A 19278-nucleotide genomic window follows, 5' to 3' on the forward strand; every position below is an offset into this window, starting at 1 on the left:
GGTGTGCCACCGCGAACGGCGCCCCAGACCCGCGAAAAAAGGCTGGTTTGCGGCAGCAATAGCCGATATCCCGGGGCAGATTTGCGGGGCCCCGTCTCATTGTCGCGAGACGGCGTCTCGGCGGTGAGACGAGGATACGCGTTGAGATGACCGAACCTGCCTATGTCGCGGTGGACTGGGGCACCAGCAGCTTCCGGCTCTGGCTGATCGACCGCGCCGGCGAGGTGCTGGCCGAGCGCCGCAGCGATGAAGGCATGCTGGTGGCCGCGAAGGCCGGCTTTGCCGCCGTGCTGCAATCGCATCTCGCGGCAGTCGAGGCGTCCGATCATCTGCCTGTCCTCGTCTGCGGCATGGCCGGCGCGCGTACCGGCTGGATCGAGGCCGGTTATGTCGATACGCCCGCGCCACTCTCCGCTGTTCTGAAGCAGGCGGCGCGCGTGTCCGGCGAAGCGCGCGACATCCGTATCCTGCCGGGTATCGCGCAGCGCGATGCAAAAGCACCGGACGTGATGCGCGGCGAGGAGACGCAGCTGCTCGGCGCGCTCGGGCTTGATGCCGCAGGTGAAGCTCTGGTCTGCATGCCCGGCACGCATTCGAAATGGGTGCGCCTGAAGGACGATACGGTCGCGCATTTCTCTACCTTTATGACCGGCGAGCTCTTCAGCGTGGTGTCGCGCGAGACGATTTTGTCGCTTGCGGTCGCGGGCGCCGAAGACGCCGAGGATGTCACGAGCTTCCAGGCTGCGGTGAAGGCGGCGTACGAGGCACCGGCCTTCGCCGCCAATTTTCTGTTCGGCGCGCGGTCGCGTCAACTCCTGTTCGGGGGCACACCGGCCGCCGCGCGCGAAACGCTGTCGGGCACGTTGATCGGCGTCGAGCTGGCGGCAGGGCTCTCCGGCGCGATGCCGAAAGCTGGAATCACGCTGATTGCCTCGGGGCGGCTCGCAATGCTGTACAGGCTGGCTTTCGACGCGCTGTCGGTCACCGTGAAGCCGGTCGATGCCGATGAAGCCGTCCGCCGCGGACTGTCAATGGCGGCTGCCGCGATCTGGACGAAATGAGAGGATAGTCGAGATGAGCGTTCCCTTTCCGGCGATGAAACGGCCACTGGTCGCGATCCTGCGCGGCATCAAGCCGGAGGAGGCCGAGGCCATCGTCGGCGTGCTGATCGAGGCCGGCATGACCGCGATCGAAATCCCGTTAAACTCGCCCGATCCGTTCCGCTCCATCGCCACCGCCGTCAAGCTCGCGCCGGCCGGCGTGCTGATCGGCGCCGGCACGGTGCTGACCACAGCGGATGTCGATCGGCTCAACGATGTCGGCGGCAAGCTGATGGTGTCGCCGAATGTCGATACACAGGTGCTCACGCGTGCGCACCAATACGCCATGGTCACGCTACCGGGCGTGTTCTCGCCGACCGAGGCGCTGCTGGCCGCGCGCTCCGGCGCCTCTGGCCTGAAATTCTTTCCGGCAAGCGTGCTCGGCGCGTCCGGCATCGCCGCGATCCGTGCCGTGCTGCCGGCCGGCGTGATGATCGCCGCCGTCGGCGGCGTCTCCGACCAGAATTTCGCGGAGTATATCAAGGGCGGCGTCACCGCGTTCGGGCTCGGCTCCAGCCTCTACAAGCCCGGCATGACGGCAACGGACGTTGCCGCTCGCTCAAAATTGACGATCGCGGCCTACGATCGGGCGATTGCGAAAGACTGAAGCAGCAATAAACAAGCCGTGATGCCGTCACTGTTGCGCGTTATCCTATCTTGCCGCAGAAGCAAGATCAGGAGACCGACATGGCAATCAACAACGTGGCCGATCTGTTCGTGGCAACGCTCGAACAGGCCGGCGTCAAGCGCATCTACGGCATCGTCGGCGACAGCCTGAATGCGCTGACCGAAGCGCTGCGGCGGCGCGGCACGATCGAATGGATCCATGTCCGGCACGAGGAGGTCGCGGCCTTCGCCGCTGCCGGGGAAGCGGAGATGACGGGCAGCCTTGCGGTATGCGCGGGCTCGTGTGGTCCCGGCAATCTGCATCTGATCAACGGCCTGTTCGACGCCCATCGCAGCCGCGTTCCCGTGCTGGCGATCGCCGCGCAAATCCCGACGGCCGAGATCGGCAGCGGCTATTTCCAGGAGACGCATCCGCAAAACCTGTTCCGCGAGTGCAGCCATTATTGCGAGCTGGTCTCCGATCCGAGTCAGCTGCCCTATGTGCTGGAAAACGCGATCCGCGCGGCGGTCGGCATGCGCGGCGTTGCCATCGTCGCCATGCCCGGCGACGTCGCCTTCCGCAGCCCACCCAAGCGCGCGCTGTCGACGGCGCGTGGCCTTGCACTGTCGGCGCCGAAAATCGTGCCGCAGGCCGATGAGTTGAAGGCGCTCGCAGACCTCTTGAACGGCGCCGAGCGCATCACCTTGTTCTGCGGCCGCGGCTGCGCCGGCGCGCATGCGCCGTTGATGCAACTCGCGGAAGCCTTGAAGAGCCCGATCGTGCATGCGCTCGGCGGCAAGGAGCACGTCGAATACGACAATCCCTACGACGTCGGCATGACCGGCTTCATCGGCTTCACCTCCGGCTATGCCGCCATGCACGCCTGCGACGCGCTGGTGATGCTCGGCACTGATTTTCCCTACAAGCAGTTCTTCCCGACTGATGCGAAGGTCGCCCAGATCGACATCCGCCCGGAGAATCTCGGTCGTCGCTGCAAGATCGATCTCGGCCTCGTCGGCGACGTCAAGCTCACCATCGAGGCGCTGCTGCCGCTCCTCAAGGCCAAGACGCAGCGCAGGCATCTCGACGATGCGATCGCGCACTACAAGAAAGCACGCGAGGGCCTGGACTCGCTCGCGAAGGGCACGCCGGGCAGCAAACCGATCCATCCGCAATATCTCGCCAAGGTCATCAGCGACCACGCCTCTGATGATGCCGTGTTCACCGCCGATGTCGGTACGCCGACGGTGTGGGCCGCGCGCTATCTCGAGATGAACGGCCACCGGCGGCTGATCGGCTCGTTCGTGCACGGCTCGATGGCCAACGCCATGCCGCAGGCGATCGGCGCGCAGGCCGCGCAGTCCGGCCGCCAGGTGATCTCGCTCTCCGGCGACGGCGGCTTCACCATGCTGATGGGCGATCTGATCACGCTGACGCAGATGAAGCTGCCGGTGAAGGTGGTCATCTTCAACAACGGCGTGCTCGGCTTCGTCGCACTGGAGATGAAGGCGGCCGGTTTCGTCGACACCAATGTCGATCTGGAGAATCCGGACTTCGCGGCAATGGCGCGCGCCATGGGCATCTTCGCAAGGCGCGTCGAGGATCCCGGCGAGCTCCCGGGCGCGATGAAGGAGATGCTGGCCCACAACGGACCGGCGCTGCTCGACGTTGTCACGGCGAAGCAGGAGCTGTCGATGCCGCCGACCATCACGCCCGAGCAGATCAAGGGCTTCAGCCTCTGGGTCCTGCGCGCCGTGATGAACGGCCGCGGCGACGAGGTCGTCGATCTCGCCAAGACCAATTTGCTGCCGCGCTAACCCCGCTTGACCGACGGCACGGGCAGCCGCTCATGGCGGCGCTGGAAGCGTTGCCAGTGCAGCACGATGCCGATCAGCAGCGCCGGTACGAAGCCGAGCGCGATCAGGAAATGCGGCAGCTGCGCCGGGGAGATGAACGCGATGCCGATGTCGGAGATCAGCCACAGCGCGGCGAACATCACCGCGAAATCGGTGCGCGGGCAGCGCAGATAGTAGAACACGGCGGTGATGACGACGGCGGGTCCGATGGCGATGCCGATCATCACCGTCGTCAGTTCCTTCGGCGTCAGCGCGTCGAGCACCATCGCTGCCAGCAGCCAGAGCGCGGCGAACATGGCGACGATGTCGAGCGGATGCCGCAACCCAATACCTCTCGCGGGAACATGCTATCGTTGTGGCCCAGACCCTGGCCGTCAAGGGAAAATGCGCCTATTCCTCGTCGTTTCCGGGCGTCGGCCGCAGCATGAAATGGCCGAAGGCGGTGGCGATCGGCTTGTTCGCATCGTCCTGCCAGGCCCGCGCCTCGAAGGCGACGATGCGCCGGCCCTGCTTCACGATCGAGACGTTGGCGAAGGTGTCGAGCGCGCGGCCCGAGCGCAGATAGTTGACGGTCAGTCCGATCGGCTTGGGCAGCGCGGCTGCGCCGAGTTCGCGCGCCACTCCGAAGATCGCGGTGGTCTCGAGGAAGGCGCCGGTCATGCCGCCATGGATCGCAGGCAGGATCGGGTTGCCGATGATCTTTGGCGAGAACGGCATCGTCAGTGTGTCGTCGTCGTTGACGCGAATGCCGAGGCAGCGCGCGAACGGGCTGTTGGCGAACGGGCCGTCCGGATCGTCCGGCGCCTCCAGCGTCGGGATGTTGCGGGAGTCCATCCTGCGGTCTGCGAGCATGTTGGTGCGGTTGGCACCGATCATGAAGCAGGCGGTGGCGGTCGCGACTGGATCGTCCTCGGAGTCCTGATAGGCGGTCGAGCGCACGAAGGCGATCGAACGCGTGGTGCGGTAGCAGACCGAATGCGCCTTGATGTCGAGGCCCGGCGTCGCCGGCTTCTGATAGTCGATGCGCAGATCGAGCGTCGCGATCGCGCTCGTGCCGTCGAGCGCAAGTTGCACCGCCATGCCGCAGCTCTCGTCCAGCATCGCGGTGACGACGCCGCCATGCAGCACGCCGGTCTCGGTATCGCCGACGAACACTGGCCGGTAGGGCAGGCTGGACCAGGCCTCGCGAGGCGCGAAGCGGTCGAGTTGGAGCCCGCTGATCTGGCCGTAATCGGAGCGGCGACCCCTGATCGCCTCGGCGAGGTCCTCGAACGAAAGTGTGGTCGGTGAGCTGGACATGAGGACGTTCTAGACCAGTGGCGGGCGCGGCGCAAAACCCCGGATGCGCGTCCCACGGCAGGTGCCGGGGCGGTTTGGCCTCGACAGGGCGGGCCGAAGCAACGATGGTGGGCGCCTCGTTCGTTCGACTAGCCGCAAGGAGTGCCCATGGCCGATCCCGAAACGCCCGCCACCAGCCAGGGGCCCGTCATTATTTCGACCTCGAGCTCGGAGCGGGCGCCGATCATCTATTTCGACGGTGCATCCTGCTTCGGCCACCACAACGGCGCGATCCAGATCGAGCTTGCGGCCAATTTGTTGATGCCGGTCGGCGCCGCCGTCAGGGTCGACGTCGTTCAGACCGCGCATCTGCGTTGCAGCGTGGCCGCCGCGCTGGCGCTGCGCGAAGCGCTCGAAAAGGCGCTGGCAATGTACCAGCAGGGCCAGCAGCAGCCCCGGCCGGAGGAAATTCCCTCGGTGAAGAACTGAGGCAGTTAGCGGATCGCAAGTTAATGCGATCAACTCACTCAGCTCACATGCACCTTCGGCTTCCTGCCGTCGTTCCACTTGCCGTCGAGCGCGCGCTCGATCTGGGCGGCGAGTTGCAGCAGCAGGCCGTCATTGGCCTGTTTCGCAATCGCCTGGATGCCGAGCGGCAGGCCGTGTTCCTGCGTGGCCATCGGCATCGAGATCGCCGGCATGCCGCAGAGATTGGCGAGCGGCGTGAAGGCTAAGAAGCGCCAGAGATTGCCGAACCAGTCGAGCACGTCAGGATTGTCGGAGATGGTGAGATACTCCCGGGTGCCCACCTTCGGCGTCGGCAGCGCGGTGATCGGGGTCAGGATCACGTCCCACTGCTCGAAGAAAGCGCCGAAGGCGCGCGAGGTCGTGTTGAACACGCCTTGCATCTTCGCCCGCTCGGCGAAGCTCGTATGCCGGCCGGCTTCCCAGATCCTGATATTCATCGGCTCGATGAGGTCTTCCGGCGGCCGTTCCAGTCCGCGCGCGGCGAGCATGTTCGAGATCACCACCGCAAAATTCGAGATGTAGCAGGTGGTCTGCGCCTCGAACGCGGCGCGGAAGTCGAGCTCGGGCAGGGCGTAGTCGACGTGATGGCCGAGGCCTTCGAGGAAGCGGCCGGCCTTCGCCAGCTCGGCGGCGATCTCTGGCGTCGCGGTGTAGTCGCCCCAGCTGTGCGACAGCGCGATGCGAAGCTTTGACGGATCGCGCTTGATCATCTCGGAATAGGGCTGCGCCGTGGTCCAGAACGGCATGAACTCGCCCGGCGCCGCTCCCCTTGCATGATCGACGAAGGCGGCGGTGTCGCGCACTGAGCGCGACTGGCAGCCCTGGATCGAGACCAGGCCGGTGAGATCGGACATGTGCGGTGCGAGCGAGAACACGCCGCGCGAGACCTTCAGCCCGATATTGCCGTTGACGCCGGCAGGAATGCGGATCGAGCCGCCGCCGTCAGTCGCGTGTGCGATCGGCACCACGCCGGCCGCGACCATTGCGGCGCTGCCGGCCGACGAGCCGCAGGTGGTGTAGTCGGTGTCCCAGGGATTGCGCGTGACATAGACGGCCGGATTGTCGGCCGAGCTGCAGACGCCGAATTCCGGCGTCGTGGTGCGTCCGATCAGGTTCAGTCCGGCCTGGCGGAATTTGCCGGTCAGGAACGTGTCGGCGCTGGCGCGATTGCCGCGCATCAGCAGCGAGCCCATCTCCTGGAGCCGGCCCTTCATGGTCGGGCCGAGGTCCTTCATCAGGAAGGGCAGGCCTGCGAACGGGCCAGCGAGATTGGCGCCGTCCTTGGCCGGATCGGCGATCACGTCATCGAACAGCTCGACCACGCCCGACAGTGCCGGATTGACCTTGGCAACGCCCGCGGCGGCCTGGCGCGCCAACTCCTTCGCCGTGAGCTCGCCCTTGCGGACGCGCGCGGCCAGCCCCACGCCATCGTGCTGCGCCCATTCGTTCCAGCTCATCGGGAAAGTCATGCGATCCAAACCTCTTCGTGCGGCGCCATCTTAGTTTCGCACGGAAACACTTTAATCAACTGAGGCGGCGCGAAGGGCAGGGTTGCGCCGGATGGAGAGGTAATCCCGCATTGCATGCGCGCGCATCAATTCGAGAGCTTTGCGATCACCGCGACCGGCCCGCCGCCGGCGGGGCCCTGATGCTCGGCGCCGCCGGAGACATAGACTGCCCCGGTGCCGGCAAGGCCGGCAATCAACCCGCCAACGGCAGCCCGGGCGTGGCGCGTCGAGCTGATATCGGTATCTTCCAGCATGGTGTGGCGGAAGCCGCGCACGCTGCCGTCAGGCGAGGCCTCGGCCTTGGCGAAAATGTTGACGAACTCGCGGCCGGTCGTCGTCTGCGGCGCGGCACGGAGCCCAACGCTCTCCAGCGCCGCGAGCACGGCGGCAGCGTCGATCGCATCGCTCATCACGGCATGTCCGATCTCGAATTCGCTCGTCGAGGACATCGAATTGCCGAGCACGATGACGACGTTGTGCATCAGCTCGATTCCGGATGAGGTCGAGGCGACGTTCGAAAACAGATCGTAGCGTCGCAGCACGTCCTCATCATGAACGTCGGTTGCGATCTCGCCGAGCGCGACCGCAACGCCGAGCGCGGAGGCGCCACGCGAATAGGCCATCGAACTGTAGGCGCTGGTCGTCGCCGTCTTGTGGCCGCGCGCGTTCGCCGCCGCGACGCGCTCACTGGTGAGCAGCGGGCACTTGATCTGCACGAAGTGGACGTCGGCGGGATCGGCGATGCCGGCATCCGCCATCGCGGCCTTCGCGGCCTCGGCTGTTTCCGTGATCTGAGCGGAGCGCCCGAGCTCTTCAGGGAGAAAATCCCGCGTCTGCGCCATGCCGATGCTCAGGCGCTTGCCGGAGATGCCTGCCGGGCGCTGCGGGACTTCCCTGCGCGTGAACACTGTAATGTGCGGGCTGAGCACGCCCTCGGTGCCGCCGGACATCACGAAAGCAATGCGCTGCTCGACCTCCTGCGGCGACAGCCCGAGCCGTGGCGCCAGCGCCGTGCACAGCGCGGCAACGGCATATTCCCGGGTAAAGTCGTTGACGCCGCCATTGCCTTCGGTCTTGCCGAGGATCGCCAGGATGGATGTCGGATCGATCGCGCCGGAGCCGATCATGCTGATCAATCCGGAGACGTCGCCGGGGCCTTTGGTGGCGATTCTAACGACGCCGACCGACGTGGTACGCATTATAGTCCTCACATGGGGTTCAGGAGCCCGGCGGACAAAACAGCCGTCGAACGAGGGTGTCTGTCAAGGTGTCGAGGCAATCCCCATCGTCGTCCTGGCGAACCCCAGGATCCACTACCCCAGGGGTGAGTTTGGCGAAGGCTCGTCGTTCGGTACGCCTACCGCCCACAATCGATGAATCACGCGGTATGGGTCCTGGCTTTCGCCAGGACGACGGGGATATGTGCGCCGTCTGCGTCGCACCCACGATTGTGGCGAGATCGCATCGCTTCGACAAAAAATCCCTTGTCGACGGTTGTCCGCTGCACCTTGATGAATCAACCCCGATTGGTCCATAAGCGGCGTCCCGCAGCCGGTGGTTCGCCTCCGCGATGCGTGCTTGGATAGAGGGGTTCTCGCGTGGCAAATATCAACCAGAAAATTGCGCAGGAGCTTGGGGTTCGGGCGGAGCAGGTCGAGGCGACTGTGGCGCTGCTCGACGGCGGCGCCACGGTTCCCTTCATCGCCCGCTACCGCAAGGAAGCGACCGGTGCGCTCGACGACGCGCAATTGCGCACGCTGGAGGAACGCCTGGGTTACCTGCGCGAGCTCGAGGACCGCCGCAAGGCCATCCTCGAATCGGTCCGCGAGCAGGGCAAGCTCGATGCCGCGCTGGAAGCCTCCATTCTCGCCGCCGACAGCAAGGCGCGCCTCGAAGACATCTATCTGCCCTTCAAGCCGAAGCGCCGCACCAAGGCGGAGATCGCCAAGGAAGCCGGCCTCGAGCCGCTCGCCAATCAGCTCATGGCCGAGCCCACCAACGATCCGAAGGTCGTCGCCGAAGCTTTCGTCAATGCAGAGAAGGGCGTTGCAGATGCCGCTGCGGCACTCGACGGCGCCCGCGCCATCCTGGTCGAGCGTTTCGACGAAGACGCCGATCTGATCGGCGCGCTTCGCGAGGAGGTGTGGACCAATGCGCGCATGGCATCCAAGGTACGCGACGGCAAGAAGACCGAGGGCGAAAAGTTTGCCGACTATTTCGAGTTCTCCGAGCCGCTGACGAAGCTGCCCTCGCACCGTATCCTCGCGATGTTCCGCGGGGAGAAGGAAGAGATCCTCGATCTCCAGATCCAGGCCGAGACCGAAGCATCGCCGCCGGGCGTGCCGAGTGTCTATGAGCTGAAGATCATGAAGCGGTTCGGCATCGCCGACCTCAAGCGCGCCGGCGACCGCTGGATGATCGATACCGTGCGCTGGGCCTGGCGCACCAAGATCCAGGTGCATCTCAACATCGACCTGCGCATGCGGCTGTGGAATGCCGCCGAGACCGAGGCCGTGCGCGTGTTCGCGTCCAATTTGCGCGACTTGCTGCTCGCGGCGCCAGCCGGCACCCGCGTCACCATGGGCCTCGATCCCGGCTTCCGCACCGGCGTCAAGGTCGCCGTCACCGACGCGACCGGCAAGGTGGTGGATACCGCCGTGATCTATCCGCACGAGCCGCAGCGGCAGTGGAACGAGGCGCTTGCGAGCCTCGGCAAGCTCGCGCTGAAACATCGCGTCGAGCTGATCGCGATCGGCAACGGCACCGCCTCGCGCGAGACCGACAAGCTCGCGGCCGACCTCGTCAAGGGTCTGCCCGACTTGAAGATGACCAAGATCGTGGTGTCGGAAGCCGGCGCGTCGATCTATTCGGCCTCGGCTTTCGCCTCGGAGGAATTGCCTGATCTCGACGTCACCCTGCGCGGTGCGGTGTCAATCGCGCGGCGGCTTCAGGATCCGCTCGCCGAACTCGTCAAGATCGAACCCAAGGCGATCGGGGTCGGCCAGTACCAGCACGACCTCGGCCAGGCCAAGCTCGCCAAATCGCTCGATGCGGTGGTCGAAGACTGCGTGAACGCAGTCGGCGTCGACGTCAACACCGCGTCCGCTCCGCTGCTCGCGCGCGTGTCGGGTGTCGGCTCCGGCCTCGCCTCGAGCATCGTGGCACACCGCGACGCCAACGGGCCGTTCAAGTCGCGCAAGGCGCTGAAGGACGTGCCGCGGCTCGGTCCCAAGGCGTTCGAGCAGTGCGCGGGCTTCCTGCGCATCCTCGGCGGCGAGGATCCGCTCGACGCCTCCGGCGTGCATCCGGAAGCCTATCCGGTGGTGCGCCGGATTCTCAGCGCCACCAAGAGCGACATCAAGGCGCTGATCGGCAGCAGCGACATCGTTCGCACGCTGAAGCCGAAAGACTTTGTGGACGAGACGTTTGGTCTGCCGACCGTCACCGACATCCTGCGCGAGCTCGAGAAGCCCGGTCGCGACCCGCGTCCGGCATTCAAGGCCGCTGTGTTCATGGATGGCGTCGAGGAGATCAAGCACCTCAAGAAGGGCATGATCCTCGAGGGCACCGTGACCAACGTCGCCGCGTTCGGCGCCTTCGTCGACATCGGCGTGCACCAGGACGGCCTGGTGCACATTTCGGCGATGTCCAGGACCTACATCAAGGATCCGCGCGAGGTGGTGAAGCCCGGCGACATCGTCAAGGTGAAGGTGCTGGACTTCGAGGTCGCGCGCAAGCGCATCTCGTTGACACTGCGCCTCGACGACGAGGTCGGCGCCAAGAAGGACGCCCCCGGCATGCAGCGGGACAACAGCTCACGCAACCCCTCCCGCATGACATCGTCGGCCCCGCGCCAGCAGGAATCTTCCGGCGGCGGCGCACTCGCCGAAGCGCTGCGCCGCGCGGCGGAGAAGAACGGCGGCAAGCGGGCGTAGCTTCTTCTATCCGCGTCGTCATTGCGAGCGCAGCGAAGCAATCCAGAATCTTTCCACAGCGGGACTCTGGATTGCTTCGTCGCAAGGGTTCCTCGCAATGACGAGGAGAGAGCGGGTCCTCTCCCTAACACCGGCGTCAGAATCTGGCGCGTTTGTAAGTTGAAGGCGCCTGTCCCTTGCTCTCATCTGATCCTTCTCGCGCGGTAGAAATATCGCCGCGCAGCACGGAGGATGCTTCGATGGACAACAGGCTTCTCAAAGGCCTCACCGCGGTGACGATCGCAGCGGTGATGGCGCTCGCTTCACCGGTGCTCGCCAGAGGTGGCGGTGGTGGCGGACATGGCGGCTTCGGCGGTGGCGGACATTTCGGCGGTGGTGGGCATTTCGGTGGCGGTATGCACGCCGGTGGCTTCGGCGGCATGCATGTGGGCGGTGCGCGCTTTGCCCATGTTGGCGGAGCAGGCTTCGGTGGACCACGCTTTGCGCATGGCGCGATCGGACCACGCTTTGCCGGCGCCGGCTGGCACGGCCACCATGCCTTCCACCACCATCACTTCCGTCGTTTCGCCGTCTTCGGTGCGCCCTATTACTATGCCGGCTACAATGACGGCTGCTGGCGCAGGAGCTTGACGCCCTATGGGTGGCAATGGGTCAATGTGTGCGGAGACTCTTGGTACTAGCATCGCCGTACCGCACCATTGTCGCGATCGTCATCGGGCGGTTCCGCTCAGCCCCGGAACGGGATAGTCTGGTGGCGATCGTCGCGCGGAGTTTGTCATGTCCGGAGGTCACCGCCGCATTCTGGTCGTCGAGGACGATGCGGAAACCGCAGGCCAACTCGTCGAGGAGCTGACGATTTCTGGCTACGACGTCGATCTCGCCGCCACGGGGCGCGAAGCCCTCAGCCACGGCGCCGCGCGCGACTATGCCGTGATCACCATCGACCGCATGCTGCCCGACATCGACGGCATCAGCGTGATGCGCCAGTTGCGCGACGACGGCATCGCCGCGCCGTTCCTGATCATTTCCGCACTTGGCGAGGTCGACGATCGCGTGCGGGGCTTGCGCGCCGGCGGCGACGATTATCTCGTCAAGCCGTTCTCCTTCACCGAATTGCTGGCGCGGCTGGAGGCACTCGGCCGGCGCAGCGACACCGTTGCCAAGGAGACGATCCTGCGGGTCGGCGATCTCGCCATCGATCTGATCGCGCGGAGCGCGAGCCGCCGCGGCCGGAAGATTCCGCTGTTGCCGCGGGAATTCCAGCTGCTCGAATATCTCGTCCGTAACGAGGGCCGCGTCGTCTCGCGTGCGATGCTGCTCCAGCATGTCTGGGATCTGCACTTCGATCCCTCCACCAACATCATCGACGTCTATGTCGGTCGCGTCCGCCGCAAGGTCGATGATGCCCAGGCCTATCCACTGATCCACACCATCCGCGGCATCGGATATTGTCTCCGTGCTCCTGGCTAAAACGCTCCGCTCCTCGACCTTCCGCCTGGCGCTGATCGCGATCGCGGCGTTCGGGCTGATCGTCGCGGCGATCATGGCCTATGTCTATTTCGGCACGATCGCCTATGTGCAGAACCGTGTCGGCGATGCCGGCGATCACAGCGGCTTCACCGCGATGATCGAGCTCGCAATGGCCGCTGTCGCGGTGCTGATGCTGGTGCTCGCGGGGCTCGCCGCGGTGCTGGTGACGCGCCGCACGGTCGGGCGAATCGAGGAGATCAACGCCACCAGCCGCGCCATCATGATGTCCGGCCTCGACCAGCGCATTCCCTTGCGCGGCAGTCACGACGAGTGGGACCGTGTCGCCGAAAACCTCAACCAGATGCTCGACCGCATCGAGACTTTGATGGGCGAGGTCAAGCAGGTCAGCGACAACGTTGCCCATGATTTGCGCACGCCGCTGACGCGCATGCGCGGCCGGCTGGAGAAGGCCTATCACACCCCTCGCAACGGCGAGGCCGACGCGGTGCTGATCGGCGACACCATCGCCGATCTCGACGCCGTGCTCGGCATGTTCGCCTCAATCACCCGCATCTCGGAGATCGAGACCCGCGCCCGCCGCAGCGCGTTTCGCACCCTCAATCTCGCCGAAATCGCCGGCGAGGTCGTCGAGCTCTACGATGCCGCCGCCGAACAGGTCGCGACGCGGCTCAGCCTGGGCGGCGACCGCGAGGTGGCGATTATTGGTGATCGCGACCTTCTGTTCGACGCCGTCGCCAATCTCGTCGATAACGCGATCAAGCACGGCCGCAAGGGCGGGCAGGTGACCGTCACCTGCCGCAGTGCCAACGAGGGGGCAGTGATCGCGATCGTCGACGACGGTCCAGGCATTCCGGCGGATCAGCGCGATCACGTGTTCAAACGCTTCTACCGGCTGGAGCAGAGCCGCTACACCCCTGGTAACGGCCTTGGTTTAAGCCTGGTCGCCGCGGTCGCTCGCCTCCATGGCGCCGAGATTGCCCTGCACGACAACACGCTGGGCCTGACGGTCCAGCTCAGTTTCCCGCCGCATCCGCCCTAGAGTTCGATCACGCCGCGGCGTGCCGCATGTGCCACCGCATCGGTTCGGCCGGTGGCATCGAGCTTGTCGAGCAGCGAGCCGACATGGAATTTCACGGTGTGCACGGAAATGCCGAGCTGACGCGCGATCATCTTGTTGGAGCCACCTTCCGCCATCAACGCTAGCACATCGAGCTCGCGCTGTGTCAGCGCGATGTCGTCAGGCATGATGCGCGGATCGCGGGTGACGATCGCCGCTGCGGCCTTCTCGCCGGGTCCGGCGAGGCGAAGCCCGGCGATATTGCCGAGCAGAGCAGCCAGGCGATCGGCGAGGGCGGGATCGTCGATCTCCAAAGCCAGCACGATCTCGGGCGCGATGTCCTCGCTCACGCCGCCGGCCTCTCGCCGATCGTAACCTTGAAGCTGACCGGCTCGCCGCCGCGGCGCGCCGCGATATCGACCACCGCGCCCACGCTCGCCGGACCCAGCGTCCGCGACAGCGCGCGTACGCCGGACAGCTTCTGGTCGTTGACGGCGACGATGACGTCGCCCTGGCGAATGCCGGCCGCGGCCGAAGGGCCGGCCTTGTCGACATTCATCACCATCGCGCCGACGCCGTCGTCGAGCCGGACCGGCTGCAGCCCGAGGCCGAGATACCCGCGTGCGATGCGGCCGCGGGCCTCCAACTGTGCCGCGACCCGCTCGATCGTCGCTGTCGGGATCACCAGCACACGCCTCGGGCCTAGCACGGCCATGCCGAAGGCCTCGCCCGATGCATCGAGCGCGAGGCCGCCCTGCTGGCTGGAGCGCAAGCGGACATCGATCTCGATCCGCGCGTCGATGTCGCCGCCGCGCAAGGAGCGCCAGCTCTTGCCGGACAGCGACACCATCCCGAGCGCGGCGCTCGGCGTATCGCGGTTGGTGGCGACGACGACCGACAACGCGCCGAGGGGCGGGACAATTGTTGCCAGCTTGACCGGGGTCAGCGCGCTATCGGCGCGCAGCAGCGCGATGTCCGTCGTATGGTCGCGGCCTGCAATCGTGGCGGCTGCGGTGCTGCCGTCGGGGAGGCCGATCTCGATGTCCCCCTCATCGGCCAGCGCCTCGTCGGCGGTGACGATCAGGCCGGGCTTCCAAACGAACCCGGTGGCGCGGGAGCGATGCGAATGCACGGTGACGACGGACGGCGCGGTGCGCGCCACCACATCCGCGAGCGCGGACGACAGCGAGGACAGGGGGGTGGGTTCGGTCATGGGAGGCTCCTGTAAAGCTGCCGTCAATCTGGGATGTCGCGGGCGATCGCGTAACTGGCCGCATGGCCAGGAAATGAGCAGGGAAGCTGATTCATACGACCACTGCCGACGAACATGTGATTGGGAGCCGCTCACGGGAACGTGTAGCAATCGCGAAATTGCGCCGCCTTCACGATTTTCAGCGAGCCTGACCGATGACCATCTACCTCACCCGCCGCACCCTGCTTCAACTCGCCGGCGCCACCTCGCTGGCAATGGCGGCTGCGGGCGCGGCGCGGGCCGAGGGCGCACCGCAGGGCGGCGGGCCGACCTACGCCAGCCGCACGCCGATGCGGGTCGGCATGGTGACGCTCCGGGTGAAGAACCTCGACAAGGTCGCCGACTACTATCGCGACGTGATCGGCCTCACCGTGATGGAGCGCTCTGCCAGCGCCGCCAAGCTCGGCACAGCCGGTATCACGCTGCTGGTGCTCGAGGCCCGTCCCGATGCCACAATCGAGCCGCGCAACGCCGCGGGCCTCTACCACACCGCCTTCCTGATGCCGACCCGCAAGGACCTGGCGCGCTGGCTGGTGGCAGCCGCTTCGCATCGTGTGCCGCTTTCGGGCTTCGCCGATCACCTCGTCAGCGAATCCGTCTATCTCGACGATCCCGAAGGCAACGGGATCGAGGTCTATGCCGACCGCGATCCCGCGCAATGGCAGTGGAGCGAGGGCAGCGTGAAGATGGCGTCCGACGAGCTCAACATTCCCGACCTGCTGTCGCTGACCAATACGCGCGTGCCTGATTATGCCAAGGCGCCGGACGGTCTGCGCATCGGCCACATGCATCTGCGCGTCGGCGACCTCGCACAGGCCGAGCGCTTCTACCACGGTGCCATCGGCCTGGACCCGACCCGCAGCCGCAACGGTGCCGCGTTCCTGTCGTCGGGCCGCTACCACCATCACCTCGGCATGAACGTCTGGCAGAGCCAGGGTGCCGGCCAACGCGACGATCAGGCAACAGGGCTCGCCTGGTTCTCGCTGGTGACGGAGAAGCCGGACCTGCTTGCCGCGCAGGACGAGCGCCTGCGCAAGGGCGGTGCGAAAGTCACGGGGCTGGCCAATGGCGTGGAGGCGATCGATCCCTGGGGCACGCGGGTGCGGTTGATCAGGGTTTGATCGCCTGCGCCGGCGTTGCTAAGACCCGTCAGGTGCAAACCAGTCTCCGGGTCCCCTGACATGCCCGATTTTCGCGGTGTCTTCCCCTATCTCGTATCGCCCGTCGATGCCGACGGCGCGGTGCGGACGAACGTCCTCGCAAAGCTCTGCGACGATCTGATCGGCGCCGGCGTCCATGGTCTGACCCCGCTCGGCTCGACCGGCGAGTTCGCCTATCTCAACGCCGCCCAACGCACAGCGGTCGTGCAGACCACGATCGAGGCGGCAAAGGGACGTGTGCCTGTGGTTGCGGGCGTTGCCTCCACCTCGACGGCTGACGCGGTGGCGCAGGCGATAGCGTATCAGAAGCTCGGCGCCGACGGCATTCTGGCGATCCTGGAAGCGTATTTCCCGCTCGCCGACGTTCAAATCGAATCTTATTTCCGCGCCATCGCCGATACCGTGAACATCCCGGTCGTCATCTATACCAATCCGCAATTCCAGCGCTCTGATTTGACCCTCGACGTCATCGCGCGCCTCGCCGAACATCCCCGCATCGGCTATATCAAGGACGCCTCGACCAACACCGGCCGGCTGCTCTCGATCATGAATCGCTGCGGCGATGCCTTGCGGGTGTTCTCGGCCTCCGCCCATATCCCGGCCGCGGTGATGCTGATCGGAAGCCTCGGCTGGATGGCGGGCCCGGCCTGCATCATCCCGCGCCAGAGCGTCGCGCTGTACGACCTCTGCAAGGCCGGTCGCTGGGACGAGGCGATGGCGCTCCAGCGCAGGCTGTGGCGCATCAACGAGGCTTTTGCCCGCTTCAACCTGGCGGCCTGCATCAAGGCCGGATTGGCCTTCCAGGGCTACGACGTCGGCGATCCCGTCCCGCCGCAGGCCGCACTCACCGCCGATGCGCGCAAGGTCGTGGAAGCGGCCTTGCGGGAGCTGGCGTAGCCGGTCCCCTCGTCGTCATGGCCGGGCATAGCCGCCCGAAGGACGGCGTCGCTTTCGCTCGCCTATGTCCCGGCCATCCACGCGCCTCCACACGAAAAGTACGTGGATGCCCGGGACAAGCCCGGGCATGACGAAATCGCGGATATACCACCTAAAAGCGCGGCTGGTATGCCCTTGATCGATCCGCTAAAAGGCGGCCCGCAGTTTCGAAAAGACCCTGAGGACCCCACTGAATGAACATTCTTCCCGGCAATTTGCGTTTCGGAGCGGGGCAACCCGTCAAGCGTTTGGAAGACCAGCGGCTGCTCACCGGGAAGGGGCAGTTCATCGACGACAAGCCGGAAGATGGCGCGCTGTGGCTGTACCTGCTGCGCTCGCCGCATGCCCACGCGAAGATCGTCTCGGTCGACACCAGCGCCGCCACTGCGATGCCCGGCGTGACCGCGGTCTACACCGGCGCCGACCTCATCAAGGACGACATCGGCGTCATCCCGACCTTGAGCATCTTCAAGCGCCCCGACGGCAAGCCGATGACGGTGCCGCCACGCCGCCTGCTGGCGCACGAAATCGTGCGCTATGCCGGCGAGGCCGTGGCCGCCGTAGTGGCCTCCTCGCGTGCCGACGCGCAGAGCGCAGCCGAAGCGATCGTGGTCGAATATGACGTGCAGCCGGCGGTGGTCGATCCCGTCGAGGCGGTCAAGCCCGGCGCGCCATTGGTGTGGCCGGAGGCGCCCGACAACGTCGTCGGCGCGATGGCTTACGGCGATGCCGCCAAAGTGGACGAGGCTTTTGCCAAGGCGGCGCATACCGTCGAGCTCGATCTCGTCAGCCAGCGCCTGGTGCCGTCAGCCATGGAGCCGCGCTCGACCATTGCCGAGATCGACAAGAAATCCGGCCGCCTACTGCTGCATGTGCAGTCGCAGACGCCCGCCTCGACTCGCGACGTGCTGGCCGAGGCCGTACTGAAGCGTCCGAAGGACAGCGTTCGCGTGCTGGTCGGCGATATCGGCGGCGGCTTTGGCCAGAAGACCAACCTCTATCCCGAAGACGGTATCGTCGCCTATGCCGCAACCAAGCTGAACAAAAAAATCCGCTGGCGCGGGGACCGCACCGACGAATTCGTCGGCGGCACCCATGGCCGCGATCTGACCTCGACCGCTTCCTTCGCACTCGACGAGAAAGGCAAGGTGCTGGCCTATCGCGTCAGCTCGATCGGCTGCACCGGCGCGTATTCCTCGGGCGCGGCCAACATCATTCCGCTGGTGCTGGGCCCGTTCGTGCAGACCGGCGTCTACGATCTGCCGCTGGTGCATTTCGAGGTGAAGTCGGTGATGACTCACACCGCGCCCGTCGGCGCCTATCGCGGTGCGGGTCGCCCGGAAGCCGTGTTCATCGTCGAGCGCCTGTTCGACGCGGCCGCACGAAAAATCGGCATGGATCCGCGTGCGATCCGGAAAGCCAACTACATCAAGCCGGCGCAACTGCCCTATACCAATGCGGCGGGGCAGGTTTACGATTCTGGCGCCTTCGCGCACATGCTCGATCGCGCCGTGAAGCTCGCCGACTGGGACGGCTTTGCCGCGCGCAAGAAGGCCGCGAAGAAAAGGGGCCTGCTCTACGGCCGCGGGCTCACCTCCTATATCGAATGGACCGGCGGCCGCGCCCACACCGAGAAGGTCAGCCTGCACGCGACGTCGGAAGGCCGCGTCATCCTGCATTCCGGCACCATGGCAATGGGGCAGGGGCTGCAGACCACCTACACCCAGATGATCTCCGACACGCTCGGCATTGCCATGGACAAGATCGACGTGGTCCAGGGCGACACCGATCTGGCGACGGGCTTTGGCAGCGTCGGCTCGCGGTCGCTGTTCGTCGGCGGCACGGCGGTCGCGGTCTCCTCCAACGATCTGATCCAGAAGGCGCGCGAGAAGGCGGCGAACGTGCTGGAGACCTCGATCGAAGACATCGAGTACCAGGGCGGCATGCTCACCGTGGTCGGCACCGACCGCCGCATCAGCCTGTTCGATATTGCAGAGAAGGAGAGCGGCGCAAAACTCAGCGTCGATTCCGAAGGCGAGGTCGATGGTCCGAGCTGGCCGAACGGCACGCATATCTGCGAGGTCGAGATCGATCCGGAGACCGGCAACTCCAAGGTCGTGCGCTACACGACCGTCGACGACGTCGGTGTCGCCGTGAACCCGATGCTGGTCACCGGCCAGATCCATGGGGGTGTCGCACAAGGCATCGGCCAGGCGCTGTATGAGGGCGTGTCCTATGATGCCGACGGACAGCTGCTCACCGCAAGCTACCAGGACTACTGCATCCCGCGCGCCGACGACGTTCCGCCGATCGTGGTGACGCTCGATGATTCCGCGCCCTGCCGCACCAATCCGCTCGGCGCCAAGGGCTGCGGCGAATCCGGCGCCATTGGCGGCCCCCCCTGCGTCACCAACGGCGTGATGGATGCGCTCGCCGAGCTCGGCATCACCCAGCTCAACACGCCCTTGACGCCGCAGAAGATCTGGCAGGCGATCAAGGACGCGAAGGTGGGGTAGGTGTAGCCCGCGCTGTGGCGGCGATTTCCGCCGTCGTCCCGGCCTAGTGCGCCA

Annotated in this window: 17 protein-coding genes; 11 read left to right on the forward strand and 6 right to left on the reverse strand. The window is 65.9% G+C overall.

The genetic code is table 11. The features are described from left to right. Positions 1 to 146: 146 nt before the first annotated feature. The 3 genes from IVB41_RS07645 (at position 147) to poxB (ending at position 3524) form a co-directional block, all read left to right on the forward strand. Positions 147 to 1061 carry a 2-dehydro-3-deoxygalactonokinase gene (locus IVB41_RS07645; RefSeq protein ID WP_247428609.1) on the forward strand — a complete coding sequence of 305 codons (915 nt, stop codon included), beginning with the start codon at positions 147 to 149 and terminating at the stop codon, positions 1059 to 1061. Positions 1062 to 1074: 13 nt separating this feature from the next. Further along, a complete protein-coding gene (locus IVB41_RS07650) occupies positions 1075 to 1707 on the forward strand; it encodes a 2-dehydro-3-deoxy-6-phosphogalactonate aldolase (RefSeq protein ID WP_247428612.1) in 633 nt (210 codons plus the stop codon). An 80-nt stretch (positions 1708 to 1787) separates the two neighbouring features. Next, positions 1788 to 3524: a ubiquinone-dependent pyruvate dehydrogenase gene (gene poxB, locus IVB41_RS07655; protein WP_247428615.1), complete on the forward strand. Its 1737-nt coding sequence runs from the start codon at positions 1788 to 1790 to the stop codon at positions 3522 to 3524. Here the strand turns inward: poxB and IVB41_RS07660 are convergent. Together IVB41_RS07660 and IVB41_RS07665 are read right to left on the reverse strand one after the other, a co-directional pair. Further along, the gene (locus IVB41_RS07660) at positions 3521 to 3886 is read right to left on the reverse strand and encodes a hypothetical protein (protein WP_027565260.1); all 366 of its coding nucleotides are present in this window, start codon (positions 3884 to 3886) and stop codon (positions 3521 to 3523) included. The genes poxB and IVB41_RS07660 overlap by 4 nt on opposite strands. A gap of 67 nt (positions 3887 to 3953) precedes the next feature. Further along, a complete protein-coding gene (locus tag IVB41_RS07665; RefSeq protein ID WP_247428620.1) occupies positions 3954 to 4862 on the reverse strand; it encodes a PaaI family thioesterase in 909 nt (302 codons plus the stop codon). Positions 4863 to 5009: 147 nt separating this feature from the next. Here IVB41_RS07665 and IVB41_RS07670 point away from each other — a divergent pair, with 147 nt between their 5' ends. After that, positions 5010 to 5330: a hypothetical protein gene (locus IVB41_RS07670; RefSeq protein ID WP_027565258.1), complete on the forward strand. Its 321-nt coding sequence runs from the start codon at positions 5010 to 5012 to the stop codon at positions 5328 to 5330. Positions 5331 to 5368: 38 nt separating this feature from the next. Here IVB41_RS07670 and IVB41_RS07675 read toward each other — a convergent pair whose 3' ends face one another. After that, positions 5369 to 6838 carry an amidase gene (locus tag IVB41_RS07675; protein ID WP_247428624.1) on the reverse strand — a complete coding sequence of 490 codons (1470 nt, stop codon included), beginning with the start codon at positions 6836 to 6838 and terminating at the stop codon, positions 5369 to 5371. A gap of 125 nt (positions 6839 to 6963) precedes the next feature. Next, positions 6964 to 8076, reverse strand: coding sequence for a ring-opening amidohydrolase (locus tag IVB41_RS07680; protein ID WP_247428627.1), 1113 nt, complete (start codon positions 8074 to 8076; stop codon positions 6964 to 6966). Between the two features lie 399 nt (positions 8077 to 8475). On the opposite strand from IVB41_RS07680, the gene IVB41_RS07685 reads away from it, so the two are divergent. From IVB41_RS07685 to IVB41_RS07700, 4 genes are all read left to right on the forward strand, one after another. Further along, positions 8476 to 10812 carry a Tex family protein gene (locus IVB41_RS07685; RefSeq protein WP_247428630.1) on the forward strand — a complete coding sequence of 779 codons (2337 nt, stop codon included), beginning with the start codon at positions 8476 to 8478 and terminating at the stop codon, positions 10810 to 10812. 239 nt (positions 10813 to 11051) lie between these two features. After that, a complete protein-coding gene (locus tag IVB41_RS07690; protein ID WP_081747780.1) occupies positions 11052 to 11492 on the forward strand; it encodes a hypothetical protein in 441 nt (146 codons plus the stop codon). 97 nt (positions 11493 to 11589) lie between these two features. Next, the gene (locus tag IVB41_RS07695) at positions 11590 to 12282 is read left to right on the forward strand and encodes a response regulator transcription factor (RefSeq protein WP_007596553.1); all 693 of its coding nucleotides are present in this window, start codon (positions 11590 to 11592) and stop codon (positions 12280 to 12282) included. Further along, positions 12269 to 13342, forward strand: coding sequence for a HAMP domain-containing sensor histidine kinase (locus IVB41_RS07700; protein ID WP_247428635.1), 1074 nt, complete (start codon positions 12269 to 12271; stop codon positions 13340 to 13342). Before IVB41_RS07695 ends, IVB41_RS07700 begins: the two co-directional genes overlap by 14 nt. Here IVB41_RS07700 and IVB41_RS07705 read toward each other — a convergent pair. Together IVB41_RS07705 and IVB41_RS07710 are read right to left on the reverse strand one after the other, a co-directional pair. Further along, entirely contained in the window at positions 13339 to 13710 is a 372-nt protein-coding gene (locus IVB41_RS07705) for a response regulator transcription factor (protein WP_027565252.1), read from the reverse strand. The two genes, IVB41_RS07700 and IVB41_RS07705, sit on opposite strands and share 4 nt — an antisense overlap. Further along, positions 13707 to 14573 (reverse strand): S1C family serine protease, encoded by an 867-nt coding sequence (locus IVB41_RS07710; RefSeq protein ID WP_247428638.1) that lies wholly within the window; start codon positions 14571 to 14573, stop codon positions 13707 to 13709. Before IVB41_RS07710 ends, IVB41_RS07705 begins: the two co-directional genes overlap by 4 nt. Positions 14574 to 14767: 194 nt before the next feature. Here IVB41_RS07710 and IVB41_RS07715 point away from each other — a divergent pair, with 194 nt between their 5' ends. The 3 genes from IVB41_RS07715 to IVB41_RS07725 all read left to right on the forward strand — a co-directional run bounded on the left by IVB41_RS07715 (position 14768) and on the right by IVB41_RS07725 (position 19224). Further along, on the forward strand, positions 14768 to 15733 hold the full coding sequence (locus IVB41_RS07715) for a VOC family protein (RefSeq protein ID WP_247428641.1): 966 nt from the start codon (positions 14768 to 14770) through the stop codon (positions 15731 to 15733). A gap of 60 nt (positions 15734 to 15793) precedes the next feature. Then, entirely contained in the window at positions 15794 to 16669 is an 876-nt protein-coding gene (locus IVB41_RS07720; RefSeq protein WP_247428644.1) for a dihydrodipicolinate synthase family protein, read from the forward strand. A 233-nt stretch (positions 16670 to 16902) separates the two neighbouring features. Further along, positions 16903 to 19224: a xanthine dehydrogenase family protein molybdopterin-binding subunit gene (locus IVB41_RS07725; RefSeq protein WP_247428647.1), complete on the forward strand. Its 2322-nt coding sequence runs from the start codon at positions 16903 to 16905 to the stop codon at positions 19222 to 19224. Positions 19225 to 19278 lie beyond the last annotated feature (54 nt).

The sequence above is a fragment of the Bradyrhizobium sp. 44 genome, from assembly GCF_023073095.1.
GTDB lineage: Bacteria > Pseudomonadota > Alphaproteobacteria > Rhizobiales > Xanthobacteraceae > Bradyrhizobium.

What these genes read in the sequence shown, in the direction of transcription:
- IVB41_RS07670 (WP_027565258.1), top strand. Translation starts at nt 5,010, where the DNA reads ATGGCCGATCCCGAAACGCCCGCCACCAGCCAGGGGCCCGTCATTATT.
- IVB41_RS07695 (WP_007596553.1), top strand. Translation starts at nt 11,590, where the DNA reads ATGTCCGGAGGTCACCGCCGCATTCTGGTCGTCGAGGACGATGCGGAA.
- IVB41_RS07715 (WP_247428641.1), top strand. Translation starts at nt 14,768, where the DNA reads ATGACCATCTACCTCACCCGCCGCACCCTGCTTCAACTCGCCGGCGCC.
- IVB41_RS07690 (WP_081747780.1), top strand. Translation starts at nt 11,052, where the DNA reads ATGGACAACAGGCTTCTCAAAGGCCTCACCGCGGTGACGATCGCAGCG.
- IVB41_RS07710 (WP_247428638.1), bottom strand. Translation starts at nt 14,573, where the DNA reads ATGACCGAACCCACCCCCCTGTCCTCGCTGTCGTCCGCGCTCGCGGAT.
- IVB41_RS07720 (WP_247428644.1), top strand. Translation starts at nt 15,794, where the DNA reads ATGCCCGATTTTCGCGGTGTCTTCCCCTATCTCGTATCGCCCGTCGAT.
- IVB41_RS07680 (WP_247428627.1), bottom strand. Translation starts at nt 8,076, where the DNA reads ATGCGTACCACGTCGGTCGGCGTCGTTAGAATCGCCACCAAAGGCCCC.
- IVB41_RS07675 (WP_247428624.1), bottom strand. Translation starts at nt 6,838, where the DNA reads ATGACTTTCCCGATGAGCTGGAACGAATGGGCGCAGCACGATGGCGTG.
- poxB (WP_247428615.1), top strand. Translation starts at nt 1,788, where the DNA reads ATGGCAATCAACAACGTGGCCGATCTGTTCGTGGCAACGCTCGAACAG.
- IVB41_RS07665 (WP_247428620.1), bottom strand. Translation starts at nt 4,862, where the DNA reads ATGTCCAGCTCACCGACCACACTTTCGTTCGAGGACCTCGCCGAGGCG.
- IVB41_RS07650 (WP_247428612.1), top strand. Translation starts at nt 1,075, where the DNA reads ATGAGCGTTCCCTTTCCGGCGATGAAACGGCCACTGGTCGCGATCCTG.
- IVB41_RS07725 (WP_247428647.1), top strand. Translation starts at nt 16,903, where the DNA reads ATGAACATTCTTCCCGGCAATTTGCGTTTCGGAGCGGGGCAACCCGTC.
- IVB41_RS07645 (WP_247428609.1), top strand. Translation starts at nt 147, where the DNA reads ATGACCGAACCTGCCTATGTCGCGGTGGACTGGGGCACCAGCAGCTTC.